Here is a 26,461-nt window from a genome sequence, read left to right on the forward strand (position 1 = left end):
CGTCAGCGCGACGATGGGGCGCCAGCATGCGAGCAACATCTGAACCCTCTCAGCTCGTTCATCCGCAATTCCAGTCTTGCGTCGACCAAAAGCAAAACGGAGGCATCGCTGCCCCCGTTTGCTGTATCGTGATCGGTTCGAACACTTTACCCCAACCGTCCCGCAGCGTGCGCGAGCAGGGTGTAGACCAGTCCGGTCTCCGAGGTCAGGTGGCTGCTCAGCTCCTGCTGGCCGCGGCCTTCGCGGGCGACTTCGTCGAGCAGGCGCTCGAACTCCGCGATATAGCGGTCGACCGTCTGCTTGAAGCCGCGGTCGGCGCGGTACTTGCGGGCCACCTCATCGAAGGCCTTCTGGCCGGCCGGCGTGTAGAGGCGCTTGGAGAACGCCTTGTTCTCGCCGCGCTGGTAGCGATCCCACATCTCGGCCGCAAGCGTGCGGTCCATCAGCCGGCCGATGTCGAGCGACAGCGACTCCAGCGGATTGGCGGCCGGCTGCTGCTGCGGACGCGGGCGCTGCTGGGCATCGCGGCCCTGCGGGGCAGGCGGCGCGTCGCTGCGGTTGAGCAGGTCGGACAGCCAGCCATCGCCGTTGTTGGGGCTGGCCGGGCTGACTGACGGGGCCTCGGTGCGGCGCGAGGTCGCCATGCCGAGATCCGGCGGCGGCAGCGTCGCAGCGCTGTTGCCATTGTCGCGCACGCTGTCCCGCATGCGCACGTCGCCGCGGCCGCCGGCGGCAGCCATCACCGGCTCCTCGTGGCGGACGCTGGCGCGGTTGGTCGAGACCACGTCGAGCCCGCGGCCGTGATGGGCGACGATGCGGTTCAGCTCGGCCAGGGCCTCGATCTGGTCGACGATCACCTTGCGCATCTGCGCAGTGTTTTCGGCGGCCTCCTGCGGCATTTCCAGCACGCCGCGGCGCAGCTCGTTGCGGGTGGCCTCGAGCTCGCTGTGCATCTCGCTCGCCATCTGCTTCATCGCCGTGACCATCGCGGAGAACTTCTCCGTCGATTCCTTGAACATCGCATCGGTCTCGGCGTTGCTCTGCTGGTAGAGGTCGTTCATGGCGTCGACGGTCTGCTGACGCTCGTTCTCGGCGGCCTGGCGCACCGCCTCGAACTGCCTGCTGATCGCAGCCGAACCGGCGCCTGCGGTCTCCGCCACCACGCGCGCGATGTCGCGAGCGCGTTCCTCGGCCGCGCCGAGCGATTCATCGAGCAGACCGGTGAAGCGCGACAGCCGCTGGTCGAGATCGGTGGTGCGCAGGTCGATGGTCGTGACCAGCGATTCCAGCGCCGACTTGCGCTCGCTGACGGAGGCCGTCGTCGAACGGTTGGCCTGTTCGACCACGGCAGCCGCATCGATCAGCGCCTTGCCATGGGTCTCGAACTGGCTCGACAGCGCGCCGAGATCTTCCAGCGCCTTGCCGGTCTTGCTGTTGAACACGGTGAGCTGGTCTTCCAGCGTCTGGGTCGCCACGCCGTTGCGCGAGGTGACGTCGTTCATGGCGGACACGAAGTCGGCCACGCGGGTCACCAGCGCGCGCTCCAGCGAGTTGAGGTTGTCGTGGGCACCGGTCAGCACCTCCTGCAGAAGGATGTTGCCCTCGCGCAGCCGCTCGAACAGCGCGACCGTATCGGTACGCAGGATCTTGCTGGTCTCCTGCATCTCCGTGACGGCCGAGATCGAGACCTGGCGCGACTGGTCGATCGCCGCGCGCGAAGCCTGCTCGAGCTCCTTGAGCGACTTCGCCACCGCGCCGGTCGCCTGATCGCCCGCCGAGGTGATGTTGCGCGCGACATCGCCGCCGTGCGCCGCCATCGACTGCGAGAAGGCGAGGCCGCGGGTTTCGATCGCCTTCAACGCGTCCGCGGTGGCGCGATCCATGTCGTTCGACAGCTGTGCGGTCTTGGAGGTCAGCGCCTCGACCAGCGAGCCGCGGCGGCCGTCGACCATCTGCGACAGCCGCTCGGTCTGCTGCTGCACATAGGTGACGATCTCGTCGGTCTTGCCGGTCATCGCCGAGCCGAATGCGCTGGAAGCGGACAGCACCGAACGTTCGATGTCGGCGGAGGTCGTCTTGACCTTGGTCGAGACCTCGTTGGACATGTTGATCAGCGCGGCCTGTGCGTTCTGCGCAGAGGTCTGGATGTTGTCGGTGGTCTTGGCCGTGACCGAACCCAGCGCGCGCTCGATATCGGTCGAGAGCGTGCGGATCTGGGCGGCGGCATCGGCGGAGGTCGCCGCAAACGAGCTCTGGGCCTCGCGGGCGCTGCCCAGGATAGTCTGTGCAGTCTCCGCGCTGGTCGTGGTCAGCGAGCGCTCGATCTCGACCGAGATCGCGCGGATCTGGGTTGCGGCCTCGTTGGACGTCGCCACGAACGAGTTCTGGGCATCGCGGGCACTGCCGACGATCGTCTGCGCGGTGTTGGTGCCGACCGACGTCAGGGTGCGCTCGACATCGGCTGCCAGCGACTTGACGTGGTTGGCTGCTTCGGTCGACGCGGTGACGAGGGTGTTCTGCGCCTCGCGAGCGCCGGCCGTCAGCACCTCGATGGTGCCCGAACCGGCCATCGACAGCGCGCGCTGGATATCGGCGGCAAGCGCCGTCACCTTTGTCGCAGACTCGGTCGATGCATTGACCAGCATGCTCTGGGCTTCACGCGCACCGGCCGTGATCGATTCCGCGGTAGCGGAGCCGGCCATCGAGAGCGATCGCTCCATGTCGGCCGCCAGCGTGCGGACCAGATCGGTGGCCTCGGTGGATGCACCGGCCAGCGTGCTCTGGGCCTCGCGCGCCGAGGCGACGACGGCTTCCGCGGTGGCGGAGCCGGCCATCGAGAGCGATCGCTCCATGTCGGCCGCCAGCGTGCGGACCAGATCGGTGGCCTCGGTGGATGCACCGGCCAGCGTGCTCTGGGCCTCGCGCGCCGAGGCGACGACGGCTTCCGCGGTGGCGGAGCCTGCCATCGACAGCGAGCGCTCGATGTCGGCCGACAGGGTGCGGACCAGATTGGTGGCGTCGGTCGACGCGCCGGCCAGCGTGCTCTGGGCCTCGCGAGCGGAGGCGAGGATGGATTCCGCGGTGGCGGAGCCGGCGGTCGAAAGCGAGTGCTGCATGTCGGCCGCGAGCGTGCGGACGACGTTGGTGGCGTCGGTCGACGCGGCGGCCAGCGTGCTCTGGGCCTCGCGGGCGGAGGCGACGACGGCTTCCGCGGTGGCGGTGCCGGCGGTCGAGAGCGAGTGCTGGATGTCGGCCGCGAGCGTGCGGGCCAGATTGGTGGCTTCGGTCGACGCGCCAGCCAGCGTGCTCTGCGCTTCGCGGGCGGAGGCGACGACGGCTTCCGCGGTCGCGGAACCGGCCATCGACAGCGAGCGCTCGACGTCGCTGGCGAGCGACTTGACCTGGCCGGTGACGTCGGCCGACGTCGCGATCAGCGTGGTCTGGGCCTCGCGGGCGCCGGTCATGATCGCTTCGGCGGCGGCAGAGCCGGACATTGACAGCGATTGCTCGACATCGGCGGCGAGCGACTTGACCTGGCTTGCGGCTTCGATCGAGGCGGAGACCAGCGTGGTCTGGGCGTCGCGGGCGCCCGACAGCACGGAGGCTGCGGTGGCGCTACCGGCCGCCTGCAGCGTGCGCTCGACGTCCTCCGACAGCGCCTTGATCTGCGAGGCGACGTCGCCGGATGCGGAGACCAGCGACACCTGGGCGTCGCGGGCACTGGTGAGGATCGAGTTGGCGGCGCTGGTGCCGACGGCGGTCAGCACGCCCTCGACCTCGGCCGAGCTCAGCTTGAGCTGGTTGCCGACATCCGCGGACACGGTGAGCAGCGCCTGCTGTGCGGTGCGCGCGCCGGTCTGGATGGTTTCGCTGGTGTTGACCACGAGGTTGGTCAGCGAGCGCTCGGCGTCCTCGACATGGGACTTGATGCTCGACGACAGCAGCTCGGCGCGGGACATCAGGTCCTCGCTCGCCTGGCGGCCGCTGCTCTCGATGCGGCCGGCGACGGCCTCGACGCGCGAGCCCAAAAGGTCCTCGAACTGCGCGACGCGGGTGTCGATGTCACCGGCGATGACGCCGACGCGGCTCTCGATGCCCTGCTGGATGTCGGCGAAGCGCGCCGAGATGGTGTCGGTCAGGTTCGAGCTGTGACCACTGATGGTGTCGACGAGGCGGCTGTTGTGGCCGTTGATGGTATCGGCGAGGCGGGTGCTGTGGTCGTTGATGGTGTCGACGAGGCGGTTGCTGTGCCCGTCGATGGTCTCGGTGACGCCGTTGATGCGATGGTCGACCGCCGCGATCGCCTGCACGGTGCCCTCGGTCAGGGTCGTGGTCAGCAGGCCGAGGCGCGAGTCGATCGAGTGGATCGCCTGGGTGGCGCCTTCGGTCAGCTGGTTCGCGAGCGTGCCGAGATGGCCGTCGATGGTGTCGGTGACCGACTTGGCGCGGCTCTCGAAGGTGACTTCGATCGTCCGCATGCGGCCGTCGATCGCGTCATCCAGCGACTGCAGGCGGCCGTCGAACGAGCCGATCTTGGTGGCGAGCGATGAGTCGAACGACGACAGCTTGTCGGTCAGCGAGGCGTCGAGATGGGTGACGCGGCTGCCGAGCGTGGTCTCGAACTGCAGCAGGCGCTGGTCGAGCGAAGCGGTGATCTCGCCGCTATTCGTGGTGACGCGATTGTCGAAGGTATCGACATAGGTCTTCAGGCTGTCGGCGATGTCCTGGGTCCGCTGGCCCATGCGCTCGACGATGTCGCCGCCGAAGGTCTTCACGGTGCGGTCGAATTCCGAGATGTGGCGGGTGATCAGCGCGCCGAGCGTGCCGGAGTCGCGGGCGAATTTCTCGGCCAGCTCGCTGCCGTGGTTCTTCACCAGGTCGTCGAACGCGCTCATCTGCAGCGACAGCGAGTCGTGCGCGGTCTCGGTCTGGCCCACCACCTTGGCGACCAGGGAATTGACGGTGACGTCGAGCGCCTCGCTCGCCCTGTCGCCGGACGTCATGATCTGGCCGGCGAGGCGGTTGCCGGCGTCGTCGATCTTGCTGACGAGGTCGTTGCTGCGCAGCTCGAGCTCGAGCAGCAGCGAGTCCGCGGAGTTCTTCAGGGAGTCGTGGACCTCTTCGGTGCGGTCGGAGATGCCGTCGACGATCGCAGACGAACGCTGCTCGAACTCGCCGGTGATGCGGTCGACGCGCTCGTTCAGCATCTCGTGGACGCGGTCGGCCAGGTCGACGAACTCGTCATGGACGTGGCCGGTCTTGAAGTTGAGGCTGGTGGTGAGCCGCTCGGAGGCGTCCATCACCGCGCGCGTGGTCTCGGCGCTGGCTTCCTCGAGGCGGTCGAGCAGGTCGCCGCCGCGCTCGCCGAGCGCGAGGATCATGTTGTCGCCGGCATGGCTCAGCGCGGTCGTGATGTGCTGGCCGCGCTCTTCCAGCGCGCCGGTGATGCTCTTGGCGACCTCGTCGACGCGCGAGGCAATCGCGTCCGAGATCAGCGCGATGTCGTGGCGCAGGTCGATCTGCACGCCGGAGATCGCGCTGCGCACCTGCTCGGCCTGGCCGACCAGGTTGTCGCGCTGGTGGGCGATGTCCTGCAGCAGCGCGCGGATGCGCACTTCATTGTCGGAATAGGCGCGCTCCAGCGCCGCCACCTCGTTGGCAACCAGTGTCTCGAGTTCGCCGGCGCGCGCGATGGCGCGTTCGACGCCGTCGCCCATCGCCGCGACTTCGCGGCGGATCGCCTGGCCGACCGTCACCATGGAATCGGCGGCGGCGTTTTCCGGCTCGGAGAATCGCATTGCGACCTGCGCCATCGATTGCGCGATCATCTGCATGCGCTGGCCGTGCGAGGCGAGGCTGGCGAGATAATAGAACAGCAGCACCGGAACGGCGAACAGCGCGGCGAGGCCTGCGAGCACCAGGACGCCGGTGCCCTGGGCCATCGAAGCCTGCAGGGCCGGCCAGAACGCGATGGTGAGGATGACGCCGCCGAGCAGCCAGGCGCCGGAGCAGACGAAGAACAGCGTGAAGGCGTTGCGGGCGCGGCCTCCCTGCAGCGTCTGCAGCATCTGGCCGATGGTCTCGCGATCATCATTGGCGGCGCGGCGCGGCGCGCGCGGCTCCTCGATCGGCTCGAACACCGAACGATCGCCGTTCGCGCGGGACTCGAACGATGTGGCTGAAAAGTCCGAAGCGGACGGTGGCAGGTTCGGCGGCGCGGCGCCTTCGTTGAGGGGGCTGCGGCTCTCCGCGCCTTGCTCGCTGATGTTGAGGGCTTCCTGGATGGCAGAAAGCGCGACCTCGGTGGGATCTTTGACCTTCTTGGGAGTGTTCGCCATGTTCAGTCTGAGCCCTCTCACTATTTTACGCGTCGGCGAGCTTGCGATCGTCCCCGCGCAAGCTCGAAGCCGGTGCCCACAAGCGGAGCGCAAGCGCCCCCTCGGCGGCTTGTCCGCTACATCCGCAAACATCCTATTGGGAGAGCGATGCGAATGAAATGCTTGCGATTAATACTTTCTTAATCATCGTTAACAGCTTTGCGCCATAAGGCCTTATCGGTACTCGAAATTCCCGCCGCGGAGGGCTGATTGTGTCCGGAAATTGTCCAGAATCGGGCGGTTTTGCCGATCGTCCCGACAACAATTCGTTAACCAGTTTCGTGATTGGCTGGGCGAACGGTCCGCCGGTGAAGCCCGGCAGAGACGACAGGGACAGGCCATGCCGCTTCATCTCGAACGGGTTGAATGGACGCAATCGCCGCCGCTCGCGCCGGGCGACGGGCCGATCGACGTCGATCACCTCCGGCGGATGACGCTCGGCGACCCGGGGCTGGAGCGGGAAGTGCTGGCGATGTTCTCGAGCCAGTCGGCCCGGATCCTTGGCGAGCTGGCTGCCCTGCCGCCCGAGGCTCCGACCCACGCCCATACCCTGAAAGGATCGGCGCGGGCGATTGGCGCCTTCGGTGTCGCCGAGGCTGCCGCCAACCTGGAAACCGCGCTGACCGCCGGTTCCGACCCGGCCCAGCCGCTCGCCGCGCTCGGCGCCGCGATTGCCGAGGCACGCACGGCGATCGAGCTGATTCTGGGCCGCCCCTAGGCTTTCCGCCACCTCCACGGCCTGCGGCAACGGTCTGGGCGCAGTCCCGGCCGGCCGGCAGGTTTTCGGTCTCCGCGCTAGCGCTGTGCAGATCGACCCGTTATACGACTGCCGGGACCTTTCCAACCATCGTCCGGCGCATTCCGGCAGCACGAGCAATCATGGCCAAAATCCACTTTATCGACCATTCCGGAGAGAAACGCTCCATTGATATCGAGAACGGCGCGACGGTGATGGAAGGCGCGATCCGCAACGCCATTCCCGGCATTGAAGCCGAATGCGGCGGCGCCTGCGCCTGTGCGACCTGCCATGTCTATGTCGATGACGCGTGGCGCGAGAAGGTCGGCGCGCCGTCGCCGATGGAAGAGGACATGCTGGATTTCGGCTTCGACGTGCGTCCGAATTCGCGGCTGTCCTGCCAGATCAAGGTGACCGACGATCTCGACGGACTGGTCGTGTCGACGCCGGAACGCCAGGCCTGACCTGATTTATTCGCCGTCCGGGTTCACACCGCGACGGACCCAACGGCGGAAGTTCTGCTTGACCTCTGCCGGCAGCGGCGTCGGTCTGCGCGTGGCCTCATCGATCATCACGGTGACCGCCTTCGCCGACGCCACGCATCTCCCTTCCGAAAATACCACCTGATCGAAGGTGGTCGACGTCCGTCCGAACCTGACGAGCCCGAGCCCGAGCTCGATCTGTCCCGGCCAGTGCAGCTCGGCGCGGAAATGGATGTCGAGCCGCACCATGATCCAGCCAAGCCCGGCCGGCATCAGCCCCATGCTGAGGTCCTTCACCAGCGTGACGCGGCCGGTCTCAAAATAGCTCGCATAGATGGCGTTGTTGACATGCCCGTTCGGGTCGAGATCGGCAAAGCGCACATTGTCGGACAGGCGATAGGGAAAGTCTTCCAGGCGCGGTGCATCGTCGGCGCGGACAGGGGCATTCACGAGGGGGATCTCCGTCGGTTTCCCGCCCATACAGCCGAGTTGCGCAGGCTCGGCAAGGGGTTGCCGCGCCGGCCGCTGTCCCTATTATGCATGTCGCGATCCGGCCCACTTGGCTGGACAGGCGAGAGCCGTCCAGTCGATCTCAACTGAAAAGAAGCGGACATGAGCGAAGCGATCAAGACCGATGTGCTGATTATTGGCGCGGGCCCCTGCGGACTGTTCGCCGTGTTCGAACTGGGCCTGCTCGACATGAAGGTGCATCTGGTCGACATCCTCGACAAGATCGGCGGGCAGTGCGCCGAGCTCTATCCGGAGAAGCCGATCTACGACATTCCCGGCATTCCCTTTGTCACCGGCCAGGGCCTGACCGAGCAGCTGCTGGAGCAGATCAAGCCGTTCGGCCCGACCTTCCACCTCAACGAGATGGTGGAGAGCATCGAGAAGATCGGCGATCCCCTGTTCCGCGTGAAGACCGATGCCGGCAAGGAGTTCGAGGCCAAGGTCGTCGTGATCTCCGCGGGCGGCGGTTCGTTCCAGCCGAAGCGTCCGCCGGTGCCGGGCATCGAGGCCTATGAAGGCACGTCGGTGTTCTATGCGGTGCGCAAGATGGAGCAGTTTCGCGACAAGAACATCCTGATCGTCGGCGGCGGCGACTCCGCGCTCGACTGGACGCTCAATCTGCATCCGATCGCCAAGCGCATCACGCTGCTGCATCGGCGCGACGATTTCCGCGCGGCGCCGCACAGCGTCGAGCAGATGCGTTCGCTGGTTGCCGACGGCAAGATGGATCTGAAGATCGGCCAGGTCACCGGGCTCGAGGGCGCCAACGGTCAACTCTCGGGCGCCGCGCTGAAGGCCAACGACAATGCGATGTCGACGATCGCCTGCGATACGATGCTGCCGTTCTTCGGGCTCACGATGAAGCTCGGTCCGGTCGCGAACTGGGGCGTGGCGCTGGAGAACAATCTGGTGCCGGTCGACACCGCAGCGTTCGAGACCAACGTTTCGGGCATCTTCGCGATCGGCGACATCAACACCTACCCGGGCAAGCTGAAGCTCATTCTCTCCGGCTTCCACGAGGGCGCGCTGATGGCACAGAAGGCGCACCGCTACGTGTATCCCGACAAGCGGCTGGTGTTCCAGTACACAACCTCGTCATCAAGTTTGCAGAAGAAGCTTGGGGTGAACTGATTCCACTCCAGCAGCGACCAATGCCAGGGGCATGGGCCGTTGCCCGTGCGGCGCGGGTACTGGAACGCTCCGCGAAATGGCCGTAGTCTGCTCGTAGTCGAGTTTGTCGATTGATCAGGTGATGATGATGCGGAACACGCTATCCAGACTTCGGCTGATCTTGGCGATCGCCTCGGCCTTTGCGCTGGCTGCTCCGCTTGCAGCTTCCGCGGCCGAGCTATCGGCGGCCGGCCTCTGGCAGAAGATCGAAGACGGCAAGCCCGAGGGCTGGTTCCTGGTGATCGAGCGCAACGGCCTGTTCGAAGGCATGATCGCAAAGATGTTCGCAGCGCCCGGCGATCCGCCCAATCCGGTCTGCTCGAAATGCACCGACGATCGCAAGGACATGCCGTGGCTTGGCATTCCCCTGATCCGCGACATGAAGCGCAATGGGCTCGCCTATGAAGGCGGCAACGTGCTCGATCCGCGCAACGGCAAGATCTACAAGGCCAAGATGACGCTGAGCGCTGATGGACAGATGCTGACCATGCGCGGCTATCTCGGCATCTCGCTGTTCGGCAAGGACGAGGTCTGGACCCGGCTGCCGGACACGGCGCTGGCGCAGCTCGATCCCGCTATCGTCGCCAAATATCTGCCGGCGCAAGCCGCAGCGATGAAGCCGCCGGCGCCTTTGCCGGCGACAAAGCGGCACTAGGACCCTCATTGGGATCACGTTCGTTCGTGGCCGCACGCGTGCGGTCTCGCGAGCGTGCAGCGTTCAGCGTTGCTCCGGTGCCGTCGGCAATGGCGTGACCGGCTCGGAGATCACCTCAGGCACCGTCGTGTTCAATCGCAGCACGGTGGCGGCTGCGGGGACCGCAGCGTCGGCCATCGCCGCATGACCTTCGGCGCTCGGATGCACCGCGCCGCCATACACCGCCGACAGGATGCCCCATGTCGCATCGTGGATGTCGGTTGGCTGCATCGAGGACGGCAGGCCCTGCGGGTAGGTCATCGCCGCGAAATAGCTGTCATTGGCATCGCGGATCCAGCGCGCACGCGGCAGATAGGCGCGGTATTCGCCGGCGCTGCGGCCGCATTTGAGCGGCTGGCTGGCTGCGGCAACGATGTCGGAGACGAAGCTGTCGCCGTTGGCGGCAAAGCAGTCGCGGTCGAACTCCGGATCGGTCGACGCGCGTGCGCAGAAGCCGTGGCTTGCAAACGCATCCTGATGCGCATCGACGAAGGTCATGCGGTCGGCCTGCGGATTGCGGCAGATGATGCCGGACTGGCACTGTGCGATCGCCCTGAGCTGCGGCAGGAACTCGTTCTGCACGAAGCCCGAGACCGCCGCGAGCCGCTTGGGATCGGCGTTGAACGAGGGATGGATATCGAAGCCGGCGCGGCCGCCGGGGCAGGGCGTGCCGCCATTGGCCAGCGCCGGATTGGCGTAGGCCGTGTAAACCACGTGCGAGAGGTCGCCGCCGACCAACGGCTTCAGCGCATCGCGCAGCTTGGCGAAATCGGCCGGCAGGTCGCGCGCCAGTGCCGAACGGGCATCGTCGACGCTGGCCATCGAGCCGCCCTGGCTGAACAGCGTGCGTTCGGTCGGCGTGTCGACGATCACGTTGGCGACGAGGCCGGAGAAGTAGATGTCGTTGGCGCCGATCGACAGCAGCACGAGATCGAGCGTGCGGTCCGGCTGCCGGCGCTTGGCGGCTGCAAGTGCCGTGCGCAGCTCCGCGATCTGGCCGCTGACGGTGCCCGAGCAGGTGTTGGCGGTTTTCGTCGGCAGACATTCCCGCGCCTGCTGCGAGCCGAGCAGGCCGTCGGCGATGGTGGCGCCGGTGCAGGCCAGCGGCAGATAAGTCACCGCGATGTGCGGATATTGCACGGCGAGCGCAAGCGCGGTGCGGGTCTGGTAGCTGTACAGCGAACGGTGACAGGCCGAGTTGAGCCATAACGCGCTCTGGCGCTGCCAGTTGGTCAGGGTGTCGGGCGCTTCGCAGGCGCGGCCGCCTTTGAAGCCGGCGCGGCTCGGCCGGTAGTATTGCGCCCCGCCGAGATAGGAGCGGAAGCAGAACCCCTCGTCGGAGAGTGCGATCGCGCGATCGGGATTGCCTTCACCGGATGCGATGCTGTCGCCGAGGCCGGCGATCAGCAAGTCGCGCACCGCGATCTGGGTCGTCACGCGCTGGTTGGTATCCGAGCCGCTGGCGACATCGACGGTCGCGACCGTGGTGCGGCCGTAGCGGACGCGCAGGTTGACCGGCTCGGCGCAATCGAATGTCGAGGATTGCGGCCCGTCGCCATCGTCGAACGACCAGGCGCAGGTCGCGCCGACCGGAACCGGACCGGCGAGCCGCACCACGATCGGGTGATCGATCGGCGTCAGATAGCTTTCCTTGACGTTGTCGCGGGTGCAGGGCTCGCTGACGCGGCCCTGCAGGTCGATGCACAGCCGGTTGACCGTGTTGCGCGCCCAGCCGCGGCCGTCGCTTTGCAGCTCCAGCGCCTGTTCCGAGGCCAGCACGCTGCGGCCGAGCCCGCTTTCGACATGCAGGCGGAAGTCGCGTTCCTCGCGGAACAGCCGGAAGCGGTTGCGGACCTCCCAGGAGATCGAGAGCTGGCTATCTTGAGCGTCTGCGGCTGAAGCCAATACCGCCGCGAGCGCGCTGCCGAGCAGCACGCTGCAGACCGTTGCACGAAACGAAAATCGAACCAGAAAGCCAATCATGGCGCGGTTTGACGCGAGTGGTACGGCGAAAATAAGAGAAGCGGCCGCAGAGACCAAAATCCGGGATCGAAACCGGGACACAAAACAGGCACGTCGGGGCCGATAACGTTCGCTGTTACCGTCTCAGCCGCCTGATCTGCTGCTGCCGGCTTTCGATCGGTTGCCGCACGGTCGCCGAAGCCGTGCAGGCTTGGCTGAGTCTTTTTCGTTCCTGCCAGGGCCGCACCACGTTGAGCCACAGCTCGCGCATACCCATGATCGAGATCGAAATCCCGAACGGGATCAGGAAATAGAGGATACGGAACACGACCAGCGTCGCCAGCAATTGCTCCTTGCTGAACTCCGGCAGCGCCACCAGCATCGCGGCGTCGAACACGCCGATCGAGCCGGGGGCGTGGCTCGCGAAGCCCAGCAGCGTCGCCAGGATGAACACCACCGCCAGCGAGACGAAGTCGATATGCGGCTCGGTCGGCATCAGGAGGTACATCGCAAGCGCGCAGAAGCCGAGATCGACCACGCCGATGATGATCTGCAGCAGCGTCAGCTTGGCCGAGGGCAGCACCACCTTCCAGCCGTTCTGGCCGAGCTCGCGGCGCTTCTCGCCGGTCAGGAGCCAGACGAAATAGGCGCCGATGCCGGCAAGGCAACCGAGCGCGATCAGCCGGTTCATCGCCGGCGGCAGCAGGTCCATCGCCGATGCCGCCGCGGGGTGCCAAGCCATGCCGAAGCCGAGCACGAACAGATTGCCGAGCCAGAAGGTCAGGCCCGAGAGAAAGCAGATCTTGGCGACGTCGATCGCGGAGAGGCCGTAATCGGAATAGATCCGGAAGCGGATCGCGCCGCCGGTAAAGACGGTGGCGCCGATATTGTGGCCGATCGTGTAGCTGGTGAAGCTCGACAGCGCTGCGATGCGGTAGGGGACGTGGGTCTTGCCGATCGTGCGCAGCGCGAAGAAGTCATAGAAGGTCAGCGTGCAGAACGCCCCGACCACGCAGAGCGCCGCCAGCGCGATCCGGTGCGGCGCGATGTCGGTCAGCGCGGTGAGGATGATACCGGTGTCGACGCCCTTCAGGGTGTGGACCAGCGTCGTGACCGCGAACACGATGATGAGCACGCTCGCAGCGACCCCGAGCCGTTTCCAGCCGATCTTTTCCTTGAAGCCACGCCCAAGCGTGGTCAGCAGCCGAAGCATTCATCCTCCCGGCAGGGACAATTTCAGTGGGACCCGGTCACGGACGGCGACGGGTGACGGGCAAACGCACCGTACGCGATGACCCATAAGGCAAAACCGATGCGTTGTGCAGCCCTTGACAAGCCAACCTTCGGCTCCCGTCCAGCGTTGATGTCATACTGGCTACATATGTTCTCGCTCTGCGGAATGTGAGTCGCAGCCATGTCGTCGTCCGCGACCGCACCTCTGCCTGTTCCGCCGTCCCTCAGCCGTTCCGGGCGATTTCGTCGGTATTTTTGCCGATTTTGCCGCCGTCGCAGCGCCACTGGGGGGCCGTCGGAGCGGAGCGAATAGACGATATGCATCAGCGTGGGGGAGGTCCGGGCCGGCTGCGGCGTTTACCAAAGCGTGAAGTCGATGTGCGCATCTGCGTGATCCGGCTGTGCACCGCCGTTCGGGCCGGAATGAGGCACCCGGGGGGCGGTCCGTAGGTCTATTGAGGCAAAACGCCGCGCAACGGCGCCGCGGCTATATGGCCCGGCCGGCATGACGACGCGACACTTCGACCGGTGGCGAAGTATCATTGAGAAACGAAGGTCTATCTCTCGCATTGGTTGCCCGGAGCGAGGTCAAGACCATGCCACAGACATCCCTGAACCTCCGGCGCGTGCCGGACCAGCGCGCGGCGTCGCATCAGCAGTCGACCGGGCTTGCGGCGACGTTGACGCTCGCCGCGATGAGTATCGGTTACGGCGTCGTGCAGCTCGACGTCACCATCGTCAACACGGCGCTCAATGCGACCCGGCAGACCGGCAGCGTGCTTGGCGTCGCGCTGTTTGGCTCGATGGTCGGCCGCTCCGCGGCCTTCATCGCCGGTCTGCATGCGGCACTCGCGATCTCCGCCGGCGTACTGCTTGCCGCCGCCGCGCTGATCTGGATCGGTGCATCATCACAAGCGCGGCAATAACGACCGGCGCGAACACGGAATGGCGCCGGGGCCTGCCCGAGCAAGTCGCACAAGCACCCGTGCGCGCCTTCCGACGTGATTTGGTTCAGCATTCAAGGCTTTTTCACCATGCGTGAGGCCTTGTTGCGGTGCGGTTACCGTTCGTACACGAATGCGCTTGTTCTTATGGGTCCATAAATGGGGCCTATAATGTATCGCGTTTTAACCTGTCTCACCCTGGAACATGACTGGCGGTTGGTCGTCCTCGGTGGCGTGATCTGTCTGCTCGCCAGCGCCGTCGCGATCAGCCTGTTTCACCGTGCCCGTGCGGTCGAGGGCCGAGCCCGCGAGATATGGATCGGTCTCGATGCGGCAGTCGGCGGTTGCGGTATCTGGGCCACCCATTTCGTCGCCATGCTGGCGTACGATCCCGGCATCGAGGCCGGATACAACATTCCGATCACGCTGCTGTCGCTGGTGCTCGCGGTTGCGATCCTGGCCGTCGGCCTCGCGGTCGCGACGCTCAACGAGCGCTGGTGGACGGTCGCCGCCGGTGGCGCGATCGTCGGCGTCGGTGTCGCGGCGATGCACTACACCGGCATGCTGGGGCTGGAACTGCCAGCGCGCATCGTCTGGTCGCCCGGCATCGTCATCACATCGATCGTATTCGGAAGCCTGTTTGGCGCGCTCGCGCTGGTCGTTGCCACGCGCGGCGAACGCCTTGGCACCACGGCGGCTGCGACCGGTCTCCTGACGGTTGCGATCGTCTCGCATCATTTTACCGGAATGGGTGCGGTGACGCTGGTCCCGGATCCGACGATCGTTCCCGACGGACTTTCGGTCTCGCCGCGCGTGCTCTCCTTCATGACCGCGGTTGCGGCCTTCGCGATCCTCGGGCTGTCGCTGATCGCCTCCATCCTCGATCGCCGCGCCAAGACCGAGCTGCACAAGCAGAAGGTGGTGCTGGATACCGCGCTCGAGAACATGTCGCAGGGACTGTGCATGTTCGATGCCGATGGCCGCATCATGCTGTTCAACGAGCGCTACAGCGAGATGATGGGGCGCAATCGCGTGCCGCTGCAAGGACGCCTCTTGATCGACGTCCTGCAGGACCTCCATTCCATCGGTGAATGGGACGGCGATCCCGAGGAATTTTGCAACGCGCTCGTCGCCGAGGCAAAGGCAGGCCACAGCGCGACGCGGATCGTCAGCCGCAACGAGCGCGCGATTCGTGTCGTCGATCAGCCGATGAAGGGTGGCGGCTGGGTCGCGACCTTCGAAGACATCACCGAATGGCAGCAGGCCCAGGAACAGATTTCCCACATGGCGCGGCATGACGCGCTGACCAATCTGCCGAACCGGACGCTGTTCCGTGAGCAGCTCGAGAAGGCTTCGAGACTGGCCAAGCGCTCCGACCAGCTGGCGGTGCTCTGCCTCGATCTCGATCATTTCAAGGAAATCAACGACACGCTCGGACATCCGATCGGCGACGCGCTGCTGCGCGAGGTTGCGCGCCGGCTGGGCGAATGCGTGACCGAGCACGACACAGTGGCGCGGCTCGGCGGCGACGAATTCGCCATCGTGCAGTTCTGCAGCAACTGCGAGCCGTCCGTGGTGTCGTCGTTGGCAAGCGCTGTGGTCGAGCGGATCGCCGCACCCTATGAGATCGGGGGCCATCAGCTCGTGATCGGTGTCAGCATCGGCATCTCGCTCGCGCCGGAGGACGGCAAGGATCCCGACGAGCTGCTGCAAAAGGCGGATCTGGCGCTGTACCGCGCCAAGGCCGACGGCCGCGGCACCTATCGGTTCTTCGAGACCGGGATGGATGCGCGTGCGCAGGCGCGCCGCCTGCTGGAGCGTGACCTGCGGCTCGCGCTCCAGCGCGACGAGTTCGAGGTCTATTATCAGCCGATCCGCGATGTCGTGGGCGATCGGGTCGTCGCCTTCGAGGCGCTGGTACGCTGGAATCATTCGCTGCGCGGGCTGATCGCACCGAACAATTTCATTCCGGTCGCCGAGGAAACCGGATTGATCGTGCCGCTTGGCGAGATCGTGCTGCGCAAGGCCTGCGCCGAGGCTGTGAGATGGCCGGCGGACGTCGCGGTCGCCGTCAATCTGTCTCCGGTGCAGTTCAAGAATCCGAATCTGGTGTCGTCGGTGAAGGCGGCGCTTGAGGCGTCCGGCCTGTCGGCGGATCGGCTCGAGCTCGAGATCACCGAATCGGTGCTGCTGCAGAACAGCGAGGCGACGCTCGCGGTGCTGCACGAGCTGCGCGGTTTCGGGGTCAGGATCTCGCTGGACGATTTCGGCACCGGCTATTCCTCGCTGAGCTATCTGCGCAGCTTCCCGTTCGACAAGATCAAGATCGACCGTTCGTTCGTGACGGACCTTGCGACGCGCGAGGATTCGATGGCGATCGTGCGCGCCGTCACCGGTCTCGGCAAAAGCCTCGGTATCATCACCACCGCCGAGGGGGTCGAGACCGATACACAGTTCGACCTGCTGCGTCAGGAAGGCTGCACGCAGGCGCAGGGCTATCTGTTCAGCCCGCCGCGGCCGGCGGCTGACGTCGCCAAGATGTTGCGCCGGGCGCCGGAACGGTCGGTCGCCTGATCTGGAAGAAGGCCGGGAGCTCTAGCTCTTGCGCAAGGCAAAATAGGCACCGCAAAACGCCATTGCGGCGCCGAGGCACAGCGCGGCAAGACCGGCGAGCACGGCGGAAATGGTCGAAACCGTGCTTGGCGCCGCCGCAGCCTGGCCGGCGCCGGCCAGCATCAGCACGCCGACGACGATCAGGAATTGCCGCATCCGCTGCGGGATCTGGCCAGCCACCGCGCTGTGCATCAGATTGGCGGTGAAGTAGCCGCCCGAAAACCCGACGCTCGCGATCAGCCACCAGGCGATCGCCGCGCCTGCCGGCATGAACTCGTGGGTATCGGCGCGCCACAGGCCGCCGAGGTCGAGCCCGTAGCGCGCGCCGAGCATATGTACGGCAAGCGCCAGCAGCACGCCGGATATCATCGCGCCGCCGAGGATGAGGTAACGCGGAAAATAGGTCGTCTCGGGCATGGCTCGCTTGTAGGATAGGCGTGACATCCCATGCAAGCGCGCGGATGTGTCTCAACAGGTGGAACGGCGGATTGCCAACAACGTTGCAGGACCGGCCGGACGCAGGCGAGGGCTCGCCGGTGCGCTATGCCTACAAGGCCTCACTGATCGGCTCGGCGCACCAGTTCGAGCTGACCGGGGCCGGGTTGTCGTGGCGGATCGCCGGCAGGTCGGGCGTGTGGGATTACAAGGACATCTGCGCCGTCAAACTGTCCTACCGTCCGGTCTCGATGCAGCAGCAGCGGTTTCGTGCCGACATCGATAACGCCAAAGGCGGGCGGATCGCGATCCTCTCGACCACTTGGCAGACCGCGACGCTGGTCGCGCCGCAAGGACATCTCTACCGCGACTTCATCGTCGAGCTGCATCGCCGGATGCAGGCGGCGGGCAGTACGGCCAGGCTGGTCGGAGGCCTCGGGCCGAAGACATATACCGCGGCGCTGGCGCTGCTGGCGTGTCTTGCGGTGGCAATGACCGGATTGCTGGTGATGGCGCTGCTGGCTGCGAACTGGATGGGCGCGCTGTTCCTGGTCGGCTTTGCCGCGCTGTTCACTTGGCAGGTCGGCGGCTTCGTCACCCGCAACCGGCCGCGGCGCTACGGCTTCGATCAATTGCCCGATGCGCTTTTGCCGCGCGCGGTGCGCAATCAAGCGCAATGAAATGTGACTTCGTGCGGGCATCCGTGCGCGGCATCGTCGGCGCGTGGTGTCGCAGCCGGAGCGAGCAAGGGCATGGACGATCGAAGTTTGCGGACGCCGTCGCTCGACGAGATCGCCGCGATCAATGCCAGGCACCTGATCGAGACGCCGCTCAAGCCCGCCGATCTCCTGTTCGTATTCGGTACGCGCGGGGATGTTGCCGAGCGGGTCGACGCAGCGGTCCGGCTCTGGCACGACGGCTTTGCGCGCTGGTCGATCGTGAGCGGCGGCGTGACGCCGGGCGATGACCGCTCGGAATGCGAGGTCATCAAGACTGCGATGGTGGCGGGCGGCGTGCCCGCAGAGCGGATCCTCGAGGAGCATCGCGCGCAGAACACCGGCGAGAACGTGATCTTCTCGCTGCCGGTGATCGACGCGGCGCTGGGGCTCGCCAATATCAGGAGCGTGATCTGCCTCGGCAACAGCTGGACCGCGCGGCGCTATCCGATGACGCTGCACCGGCACTGGCCGGAGGTCGAGAAGATGCTGGTGACGGTGGATCATTTTGCGGTGCCGCGTGCGCGCTGGCACACCATTCCCGAGTTTCGCCGCCGGGTCCTGAGCGAATGGGACAAGATCGAGCCGTACAAGGCGAGGGGATTCATCGCGGAATGGCCGGTTGCCTGAAGGCAAGTCCGCGATGGCGCCGGGGATACGGACGGGTCGGTCGAGCTAAAGATCAGGTTGGATGAGGCCGTCAGCCGAGGCGGCCGCTCGCGCGACCGGATTGTAAGCAGGCTGTAAGCAACGAGCTGTAAACTCGGCAACCGATTTGCTTCAAGCTGGAGTGTCAGATGACAATCCGGACCCCCTTTCTGGCTCTATGCCTTGTGCTCTTGAGCATCTCCCCGGCTGTTTCCAAGGGGAGCGTAGGCAACAAACATGATCCGCTTGATCACAATCACGTCGACAACTTGCCCCCCGATGTGCGGCAATACGTTGCTGGAATCTGCAAGGGGCCGCCTGTCGCGCAGCACGACTTTGCGACCTACTCACCGCAAGAAAAGCGCTGGCGGATAAACCTGGAATATCTGCAGTGCGGCGTGATCGGGGAATATCGCAGGGGCAACCAGTGCCTGGATGTGGATTTCGTAGCCGAGGGCGCGCATTTTCGTCTCGCCAGAAAGACCTATGCTGCCTGTGGCTTTTGAAGCCTAGCGCTTCGACCACCACGAATAGGCCGCCGCAAGGGCTGTGATCGCGAGCGCGACCAGTATCCAATTCTGGACTGTTGCGCCGCTTACGAGCCAGTCGCCCATCAGTGCCCCCTTTGCGCGACGCTACCTCCAGCCGCTGACGGGGGACTTACGGGGCGCTGATGTCGTATCGGGCCGAGGTGAAGCGTTCCTGCTCGACAAGACTTGCGGAGGTGAGAGTGCTCACCGGACCGCTGCTGCGAACGGAAGAGGGGCGATAGCTCGGAGTGAACTTGATGTCACTCCGTCGAGTCAAAATCCTCTTCGGTCGCGCTCAGCATTCCCGCCAGGGTCCGCAGGCCGAGGTCGAGTTGCTCCATCGGTGGCGCGGCAAGCGCGAGCCGCACCGCATTGGGCGCGTGTCCCGGCGTAGCGGCGAAGGTCGTCGACGGCGTCAGCGCGATGTCGCGTCGCGCGGCGGCCGCGACCAGGGTCTGCGAGCGCCAGTGCGGCGGCAAGGTCAGCCATAGATGGTAGGATTTCGGGTTGGTCTGGATCTCGAAATCGGCCAGATGCTTGGCCGCGATCTGCTGGCGGCGGCCGGCGTCGATCCGCTTCAGCCGTGACAGTTCGGCGGCGGTGCCGTCGGCCATCAGCCGCTGCCCCGCGGCGAAGGCGTAGCCCGACGCGGTCCAGCCGCCCGAGCGCACCGCGGCCATGATGCTTTCGCGCAGCCGCGGCGGCGGGACGATGAAGCCGAGCGCGAGACCGGGCGCGACCTTCTTCGACAGGCTGTCGAGCAGGATGCAGCTGTCCGGCGCGAGCGCAGCCAGCGGCAGCTCGTCGTCGAGGAATCCGTAGACGCCATCCTCGATGACGACGAGGCCGAGCTTCTCCACCACGCGCAACAACTCGGCACGGCGCTCGGCCGGCATCGTGATGCTGAGCGGGTTCTGGATCGTTGGCTGGATATAGATCGCGGACAGATGCGCCTCGCGGTGCGCCTTCTGCACCGCGTCGGGGCGCGCGCCGTGTTCGTCCATCGCAAGCGGCACCAGCGCGATGCCGAGCCGCGCGGCAATGCCCTTCACGAACGGATAGGTCAGCGCCTCCACGCCGCAGCGTCCGCCCGGCGGTACGACGGCGGCGAGCGCGGAGGCGATGCATTGCCGGCCGTTGGCGGTGAACACGATCTGGTCGGGATTCGGCGCCCAGCTTTTGCGCGCCAGGAATTCCGCGGAGATCGTGCGCGCCGCCCGCGTGCCGAAACTGGTCGCCGGCCGCAGCGCGCCCTCGAGCACCTCGGGCCGCTCCAGCCCTTCGAGGCTCTTGGCGATCATCGTCGCCTGATGCGGCAGCAGCGGATAATTGAATTCGAGATCGATGCGGGCGCCGCGCGGTTCGGTCGGAGCGGCGATGCCGCGGCGCGCCTCGCCGGACACGAAGGTGCCGCGGCCGACTTCACCGACCACCAAGCCGCGCCGCAACAGCTCGGTGTAGACCCGGCTCGCAGTCGAGACCGCGATGTTGCGGTCATAGGCGAAATGGCGCTGCGGCGGCAGGCGGTCGCCCGCCTTCAGCGCGCCGCTGGCGATCTCGGCGGCCACAGCATCCGCCAGCTTCAAATATTCGAACCTCGACATTATTGCACCGAGAGCAATGTTTTACTTGCTCCGAGCAATGTACCGGATCATTTAAGAGGGAACAAGCCCATGATTGCACCGAGGAGCGCGCAAGCAATCCGAGGTTACGACGGCGCGGTGTCGAAACGACATTTGTGTCAACGGCATAGCTTTGCCGTTTGGGCGTCGAAGGAGATGACAATGACGACGATATCCTCAGCCACGGCATCGCCCGCGCGGTCCAGTACGATGAGCGCATTGCTCCGATTGCTCCGAACGTCGGGCGATGCACTCGCGACCTATTGGGTGCGCCGGGAGGCGATCAAGACGCTGCGCCAGCTCGATGACCGGACGCTGCGCGATATCGGAATCTCGCGCTGCCAGATCGAGCCGGCCGTCACCGGCGATCTCGGTATCGAGCTGGTGCGGATCCGTTGAGCAGAAGCCTGGTGCGACGGCTAGCGTGATCGAAGCGGTCGCATCGTCGACGGCCGCGATGGTTCGTGGTGTGGCTTTGAATAATTCTTCGCCACGAGATTGGGTCACGTCCGGACACCAGATGCCGGTTGCGGAATTCACGGAAACTACACCAAAGAAGCGGAACAACCCCGGTTTGCCGCCGCCGTCGCTCCAAGGTTGTGGCGCTCTATGCTAGCGTATTAGTTGCGTGTGCTAGCGTTGTAGTTGGGGACCGATGGCCGCTCGCAAATTGTCGCAAGGGCAGGCCCCGACCCGGGAAGCGCGTCGCCGCTGGCATGAGGAGCGGTCGCTGCGCTGCGCCATCAGACTGGCCCGCATGGGCTACTGGGAGTCGCAGAGCGCCGCCGCGACCGATCTCTGGATATCGCCGGAGCTTGCTGCCTTCTACGAATTCGCGACGGTCGACGGCTACATCCCGATCGCCACGGTGCGTGCGCGCTATCTGCCTGAAAGCCGGAAGATTCTGGAGGCGCATTACGCGGCCTGCTGGGCGGAGGGGCGGCCCTATGCGGTGCGGACCAGGCTCCGCAGTTCCGATGGCAGCCTGCTCGACTGCGTCGTGCATGGCGAGCCGGAATTCGACGCGCGCGGTCAGGTCCGACGCGTGTCCGGCATTGTCCGCGACGTCACGGAGGAGACCTCCGCGCTGCGGCGCCTGACGGAGAGCGAGCAACGGCTGGCCGATTTTGTCTCGACCGCCTCGGACTGGTGCTGGGAGAGCGACGCCGCCCACCGGCTGCTGCCCTATCCCAAATCGCTTGCCGGCAATGCGGCCTTCCAGACGGTAGCTTCCGGCGGCAAGGCGCGCTGGGAGCTGGCCTATGCGCCCGAGGACGGGCAGGCCATGGCGCGGCACCGGGCCGACATGGAGGCCCATCGCCCTTTTCGCGATTTCACCTATACGCTGATCGGCCAGGACGGGTCGCGCGTCAGTATCTGTACCAGCGGCAAGCCCATCTACGCCGACGATGGCAGCTTTCTCGGCTATCGCGGCACGTCCAGCGACATCACCCAGCTCAGGGCGGCCAAGGCCTTGCTCGACCAGCGCACGCGGGCGCTGGAGGAAGCCCACCGGCTCGGCAAGATCGGCACCTGGAGCTACCGCCTGGACACCAGCCGTACGACCTGGGCGCCCGAGCTCTACCAGCTTCTCGGCTTCGACCCCGACGCGTTCGAGCCGACCGATGAGAGCATGGGGCCCTATTTCCTGGACGGCGACGCCGACCGCTTCAAGGACCTGCAGAGGAGGGTCGTCCGCACCCGAAGGACCGAGGCCACCGACCTGCGCATCTTGCACGCGGACGGCACGGCTCGCGATCTGGCTGTCATCTGCAAGGCGGAGGTCGCCCACGACAAGGTCATCGGCATCATCGGCACGGTGCAGGACGTCACCGAGCGCAAGGAGGCCGAGCGCCAACTCGAGCAGCTCGCCTATACCGACCCTTTGACCGGCCTTGCCAATCGCGCGCTGTTCACGCGCCAGCTCGCCGCCCTGATCGAGGGCTGCACCCGGCAAGACCGACGCGCCGCGCTGCTGCTCATCGACCTCGACCGCTTTAAGGAGGTCAACGATTCCCTCGGCCATGCCGCCGGCGACAAATTGCTGATCCAGGTGGCGGCTGCGCTGCGGCAGGAGCTGGGGCCGCGCGCCTTCATCGCCCGGCTCGGCGGTGACGAATTCGCCGTGCTGGCGGAGGGATGCGGCATGTCCGACGCCGCGCTGACCGGACTTGCCGATCGGCTCATCGGCAAGCTGTCCGTCCCCGTCGATCTCGCCGAGGGCGAGGCCTTCGTTGGCGCCACCATCGGCATCGCCCGCCTGCCGGAGCATGGCGCGGCGGCGGAGACCGCCGTGCGCAATGCGGACCTGGCGCTCTATATGGCCAAGGAGGCCGGGCGCGGCCGTGCGCAACTGTTCGAGCCGGTCTATGCCCAGGCAGTCGATCAAAGGCTCGATCTCGGCCGGCATCTGCGTCACGCGGTTGAGGCCGGCACCCTCGAGGCCCATTACCAGCCGCAGGTGGACCTGAGGACCGGCCGCGTCACCAGCTTCGAGGCGCTGCTGCGCTGGACCCATCCCGAGCGCGGGCCCATCTCGCCGGCGGAGTTCATCCCGATCGCCGAGAGCTCCGGGCTCATCGTCGATCTCGGCCTGTGGGTGCTGCGCGAAGCCTGCCGGCAGGGCCGCGCCTGGCTCGATGCCGGGCTGCCGCCGCGCTCGGTCTCGGTCAACGTCTCGCCGGCGCAGATCTGGAACGTGGATTTCGATGCAGCCGTCTCGGCGGTGCTGGCGGAGACCGGCTTTCCGGCGAGGCTGCTCTGCCTGGAGCTGACCGAGAGCCTGTTCGTGGATCATACCGAGCAGCGCATCAGCCGCACGCTGACTGCGCTCTCCGGTCTCGGCGTCCGGCTGGCGCTCGACGATTTCGGCTCGGGCTACTCCTCGCTCGGCTATCTGACGCGCCTGCCGTTCCACTGGCTGAAGGTGGACCGCGCCTTCGTGGATGGCATTTCCACCGCGCCGGAGAAGCGCAAGCTGCTCGGCGGCATCATCGCCTTGTCGCACGGGCTCGGCATGACCGTCGTGGCGGAGGGAGCCGAATTGCCGGCCGAAGTGGATGTGCTCGGCGGGCTCGATTGCGACCTAGTGCAAGGCTTCGTGTTTTCCCCGCCCGTCACCGCCGACAAGGCGCCGCTGGTGGCCGCCGGCATCGAGCGCGAGGCGCGCCGGATCGAGCCAAAACGGAATCGCCTCTAGGCGAAGACTGCTTTGGCAGCATTCTTTTGCCCGTGGCTTTGCCTCGATGGTGGCCGCTGACCAATGAGCTAGGCCGTGTACTCATCGATCGGAGTTGGATGAGGGTCGCTTGACGTCCGCTCTCATCCTGATAGCGGCGAGAAGGCGGACCTCGCCGGAGGTTCGAGAAGGGCCAACTCCGGACATTCTGGGGAGCCGCAGTCGTCGCCTCCCGACGGACGCCAATCGGGTCGTGGTGGCGTACCGCCGAACCGAGCCAAAGGGGGCGGTCACTCACGCTGACTTGCTATATTAGTTGCCCAGAATGAAGCTGCTAAGGCGCGTCAGGTCGCGTATAGTGTAGTTGCCCTTGAAGCGGGACAGCCGAAATCGCCGTCCGGGCGAACGATCAGTACTGATGCCATCGGCAGGCACGCTCTCTTAAGAGACCGACGCTTTTTTTCGGTTCGCGCCACCACTCACATTCCACGAAACGCGCGCGCCGCTTCCGCGGCGGCTCGTCGACGTCACCTTAGGAGAGAGGCGATGAACAAGATCGATCGAAGGGCAGCATTGGGGATCGGGTTGGCAGCGGCTTCGGCGGCCATGATGAAGCCGGCCGTCGCTCAAACCACAGGCTACAAGGATACGACGCCCTGGCCAGGTGTAGTGGTGCGTGCTTACGATGGCGAGACACCATCCCTCATCCCCGGGTTTAAGACCATCTCAATGCGCGATGTCATTATGCAGCCGGGATCGAAGACAGCCGGCCCCCCGATGATGAATGCCATGATCTGCCATATCCCCGAGGGGGAGCTTCGGATCGAGCAGGAGGGAAAGACCTTTACGGCCAAGAAGAACTTTGTCTGGACCTGCAACAAGGACACAAAGGAGCAGGCCTACAACGATGGAAACGTGGTCGCGATCATGCGGATCACAGACCTGAAGGCTTAAGGCGCGTTTCTTCGTAAGAGACCGATTGCGGGTGCGGACGGTCGCACTAGACGAGGCGCGGCAGACGACAGGAGGGAAGCATGCGTACCTACCGTCGAAGGGACTTCTTCAATCTGATTTGCATTTCGGTTGCGGTGACGTGCGCCGCATTCTCGACCCTTGCGCAGGGTTTGCCCGAGGCGAGCCAGCCCGAAGCACTTGGTTTCTCATCAGAGCGGCTGCAACGCCTGACGGGCGCGTTCCAGGCGGATGTCGATAAAGGCGCGATACCCGGAGCCGTGGTTTTGATCGCCCGCAATGGCAAGGTTGCTTATCTCAAAGCCATCGGGTTTCAGGATCGTGAGAAACAAGTGCCGATGAAGACCGGCTCAATCTTCCGGATCATGTCGATGACCAAACCCATCGTTTCTGTCGCAGCAATGATGTTGGTCGAAGAAGGCAAGCTTCAACTGCTCGATCCGGTGTCCGTCTATCTGCCTGAGTTCAAGGATCTTCAAGTGGGCGTGGAGAAGGTCAATCCCGCGACGGGAAATCCGGAGCTATCCCTCGAGTCTGCGCGCCGCGAAATGACGGTGCAAGATCTCATGCGGCACACGTCGGGTCTTACCTACGGCACCATGGGCAAGTCCCTCGTCAAACAGACCTACAATGATGCAAAACTGTTTGATCAGAGCCAGACCCTAGCGGAGGTTGTTTCGAAGTTGTCGAAGCTCCCGCTAGCCTACCAGCCCGGAACCACCTGGGACTACGGAATGTCCGCCGACGTGTTGGGGCGCATTATCGAAGTCGTTTCCGGCGTGAGCCTGGACCAATTCATTGCCGACCGTATTGTCAAACCAATCGGGCTTGTCGACACGGGCTTCTATGTCACCGAAGAGAAGTTGGAGCGCCTTGCTGAGCCCCAGATCGACACCGCGACAGGCAAGCGGCCGCCGATGTGGGGCGTTAGCAAGCGACCTAATTTGATACTCGGCGGCCTCGGCCTGGTCTCGACGGCGTCCGACTATGCACGGTTTGCCCAAATGATGCTGAATGGCGGCGAACTGAACGGGGTGCGTTTGTTGTCGCCAAGAACCGTTGCGTTCATGACCTCCGATCATTTGCCGCCGGGCATTGCGTTCAGCCCGGTGACGCAGAAGGGTTTCTACGCGCAAGCCTTGGCGCCGTCGCCCGAAGACGGCCAGGGCTTCGGGCTTGGCTTTGTAGTCCGCAATGAGGCTGGACGCAATCCGCTGCCGGGATCGCCGGGAGAATTCTATTGGGTGGGCGCCTATGGCACGGCCTTCTGGGTCGATCCGAAAGAGAAGCTGATAGCGGTTTTGATGTTACAACTACCGCCGATGCCGATAGCGGCGCATTACCGCTCGCTGCTTCGCAGTCTCGTCTATCAGGCCCTTATGGACTGACCGGCTCCCGCGTGAGACCGCCGTGGTCGACGCGGTCCCTGTTGCGGATCAGGTAATCGAGCAAATCGAACACCTGCGGCGCGACGGAGACGACGTCCGTGCCGCGATGCAACTCGCGCCGGCCGGTGTCGAATGCGTACCCCTCGAAGAGATAGCGCAAGATGCGAATCTCCTTGGACGCGAGCCCCCCGACCACCGGGCTTTGACCTCGCAGGACATCGCAAGAATAAGCTGCCGGTGAGGAAAATGTA

Annotated in this window: 18 protein-coding genes and 2 pseudogenes; 13 read left to right on the forward strand and 7 right to left on the reverse strand. The window is 65.5% G+C overall.

Features of this window, described 5'->3' with window-relative positions:
- Positions 1 to 146: 146 nt before the first annotated feature.
- Positions 147 to 6,338 (reverse strand): negative regulator of septation ring formation, encoded by a 6,192-nt coding sequence (locus tag ACE10Z_RS17155; RefSeq protein WP_375788973.1) that lies wholly within the window; start codon positions 6,336 to 6,338, stop codon positions 147 to 149.
- Between the two features lie 379 nt (positions 6,339 to 6,717).
- Between ACE10Z_RS17155 and ACE10Z_RS17160 the strand changes: the two genes are divergently transcribed.
- Both ACE10Z_RS17160 and ACE10Z_RS17165 read left to right on the forward strand, forming a co-directional pair.
- Entirely contained in the window at positions 6,718 to 7,095 is a 378-nt protein-coding gene (locus ACE10Z_RS17160; protein WP_375788974.1) for an Hpt domain-containing protein, read from the forward strand.
- 161 nt (positions 7,096 to 7,256) lie between these two features.
- Positions 7,257 to 7,577: a 2Fe-2S iron-sulfur cluster-binding protein gene (locus ACE10Z_RS17165; protein ID WP_092115454.1), complete on the forward strand. Its 321-nt coding sequence runs from the start codon at positions 7,257 to 7,259 to the stop codon at positions 7,575 to 7,577.
- Positions 7,578 to 7,583: 6 nt separating this feature from the next.
- On the opposite strand, the gene ACE10Z_RS17170 is transcribed toward ACE10Z_RS17165, so the two are convergent.
- The gene (locus ACE10Z_RS17170; RefSeq protein WP_375788975.1) at positions 7,584 to 8,045 is read right to left on the reverse strand and encodes an acyl-CoA thioesterase; all 462 of its coding nucleotides are present in this window, start codon (positions 8,043 to 8,045) and stop codon (positions 7,584 to 7,586) included.
- Positions 8,046 to 8,207: 162 nt separating this feature from the next.
- Here ACE10Z_RS17170 and ACE10Z_RS17175 point away from each other — a divergent pair, with 162 nt between their 5' ends.
- On the forward strand, positions 8,208 to 9,236 hold the full coding sequence (locus ACE10Z_RS17175; RefSeq protein WP_375788976.1) for an NAD(P)/FAD-dependent oxidoreductase: 1,029 nt from the start codon (positions 8,208 to 8,210) through the stop codon (positions 9,234 to 9,236).
- 127 nt (positions 9,237 to 9,363) lie between these two features.
- Entirely contained in the window at positions 9,364 to 9,930 is a 567-nt protein-coding gene (locus ACE10Z_RS17180; protein WP_375788977.1) for a DUF2147 domain-containing protein, read from the forward strand.
- Positions 9,931 to 9,993: 63 nt separating this feature from the next.
- Here ACE10Z_RS17180 and ACE10Z_RS17185 read toward each other — a convergent pair whose 3' ends face one another.
- Positions 9,994 to 11,952 carry a hypothetical protein gene (locus tag ACE10Z_RS17185; RefSeq protein WP_375788978.1) on the reverse strand — a complete coding sequence of 653 codons (1,959 nt, stop codon included), beginning with the start codon at positions 11,950 to 11,952 and terminating at the stop codon, positions 9,994 to 9,996.
- A 115-nt stretch (positions 11,953 to 12,067) separates the two neighbouring features.
- Positions 12,068 to 13,144: a YbhN family protein gene (locus tag ACE10Z_RS17190; RefSeq protein ID WP_375788979.1), complete on the reverse strand. Its 1,077-nt coding sequence runs from the start codon at positions 13,142 to 13,144 to the stop codon at positions 12,068 to 12,070.
- A gap of 616 nt (positions 13,145 to 13,760) precedes the next feature.
- Here ACE10Z_RS17190 and ACE10Z_RS17195 point away from each other — a divergent pair.
- Positions 13,761 to 13,919 (forward strand): annotated as a pseudogene (locus ACE10Z_RS17195) (MFS transporter); the annotation flags it as partial.
- A 360-nt stretch (positions 13,920 to 14,279) separates the two neighbouring features.
- Positions 14,280 to 16,682: an EAL domain-containing protein gene (locus ACE10Z_RS17200; protein WP_375788980.1), complete on the forward strand. Its 2,403-nt coding sequence runs from the start codon at positions 14,280 to 14,282 to the stop codon at positions 16,680 to 16,682.
- Positions 16,683 to 16,703: 21 nt separating this feature from the next.
- On the opposite strand, the gene ACE10Z_RS17205 is transcribed toward ACE10Z_RS17200, so the two are convergent.
- Entirely contained in the window at positions 16,704 to 17,138 is a 435-nt protein-coding gene (locus ACE10Z_RS17205; protein ID WP_375788981.1) for a hypothetical protein, read from the reverse strand.
- An 83-nt stretch (positions 17,139 to 17,221) separates the two neighbouring features.
- Here ACE10Z_RS17205 and ACE10Z_RS17210 point away from each other — a divergent pair, with 83 nt between their 5' ends.
- The 3 genes from ACE10Z_RS17210 to ACE10Z_RS17220 all read left to right on the forward strand — a co-directional run bounded on the left by ACE10Z_RS17210 (position 17,222) and on the right by ACE10Z_RS17220 (position 19,026).
- The gene (locus ACE10Z_RS17210) at positions 17,222 to 17,836 is read left to right on the forward strand and encodes a hypothetical protein (protein WP_375789857.1); all 615 of its coding nucleotides are present in this window, start codon (positions 17,222 to 17,224) and stop codon (positions 17,834 to 17,836) included.
- Positions 17,837 to 17,908: 72 nt separating this feature from the next.
- Entirely contained in the window at positions 17,909 to 18,502 is a 594-nt protein-coding gene (locus tag ACE10Z_RS17215) for a YdcF family protein (protein ID WP_375788982.1), read from the forward strand.
- A 167-nt stretch (positions 18,503 to 18,669) separates the two neighbouring features.
- The gene (locus ACE10Z_RS17220) at positions 18,670 to 19,026 is read left to right on the forward strand and encodes a hypothetical protein (RefSeq protein WP_375788983.1); all 357 of its coding nucleotides are present in this window, start codon (positions 18,670 to 18,672) and stop codon (positions 19,024 to 19,026) included.
- Positions 19,027 to 19,310: 284 nt separating this feature from the next.
- Here the strand turns inward: ACE10Z_RS17220 and ACE10Z_RS17225 are convergent, their stop codons facing one another.
- The gene (locus tag ACE10Z_RS17225) at positions 19,311 to 20,654 is read right to left on the reverse strand and encodes a PLP-dependent aminotransferase family protein (protein WP_375788984.1); all 1,344 of its coding nucleotides are present in this window, start codon (positions 20,652 to 20,654) and stop codon (positions 19,311 to 19,313) included.
- Between the two features lie 180 nt (positions 20,655 to 20,834).
- Between ACE10Z_RS17225 and ACE10Z_RS17230 the strand changes: the two genes are divergently transcribed.
- The 4 genes from ACE10Z_RS17230 to ACE10Z_RS17245 all read left to right on the forward strand — a co-directional run bounded on the left by ACE10Z_RS17230 (position 20,835) and on the right by ACE10Z_RS17245 (position 26,210).
- Entirely contained in the window at positions 20,835 to 21,071 is a 237-nt protein-coding gene (locus ACE10Z_RS17230; RefSeq protein WP_375788985.1) for a DUF1127 domain-containing protein, read from the forward strand.
- Positions 21,072 to 21,327: 256 nt separating this feature from the next.
- Positions 21,328 to 23,871 carry an EAL domain-containing protein gene (locus tag ACE10Z_RS17235; RefSeq protein WP_375788986.1) on the forward strand — a complete coding sequence of 848 codons (2,544 nt, stop codon included), beginning with the start codon at positions 21,328 to 21,330 and terminating at the stop codon, positions 23,869 to 23,871.
- Positions 23,872 to 24,396: 525 nt separating this feature from the next.
- The gene (locus ACE10Z_RS17240) at positions 24,397 to 24,804 is read left to right on the forward strand and encodes a hypothetical protein (RefSeq protein ID WP_298375564.1); all 408 of its coding nucleotides are present in this window, start codon (positions 24,397 to 24,399) and stop codon (positions 24,802 to 24,804) included.
- Between the two features lie 80 nt (positions 24,805 to 24,884).
- Positions 24,885 to 26,210 (forward strand): serine hydrolase domain-containing protein, encoded by a 1,326-nt coding sequence (locus ACE10Z_RS17245; protein WP_375788987.1) that lies wholly within the window; start codon positions 24,885 to 24,887, stop codon positions 26,208 to 26,210.
- A 28-nt stretch (positions 26,211 to 26,238) separates the two neighbouring features.
- Here ACE10Z_RS17245 and ACE10Z_RS17250 read toward each other — a convergent pair.
- Positions 26,239 to 26,370 (reverse strand): annotated as a pseudogene (locus tag ACE10Z_RS17250) (transcriptional regulator); the annotation flags it as partial.
- Positions 26,371 to 26,461 lie beyond the last annotated feature (91 nt).

Source organism: Bradyrhizobium sp. Pha-3 (genome assembly GCF_042258615.1).
Taxonomy (GTDB): Bacteria; Pseudomonadota; Alphaproteobacteria; order Rhizobiales; family Xanthobacteraceae; genus Bradyrhizobium.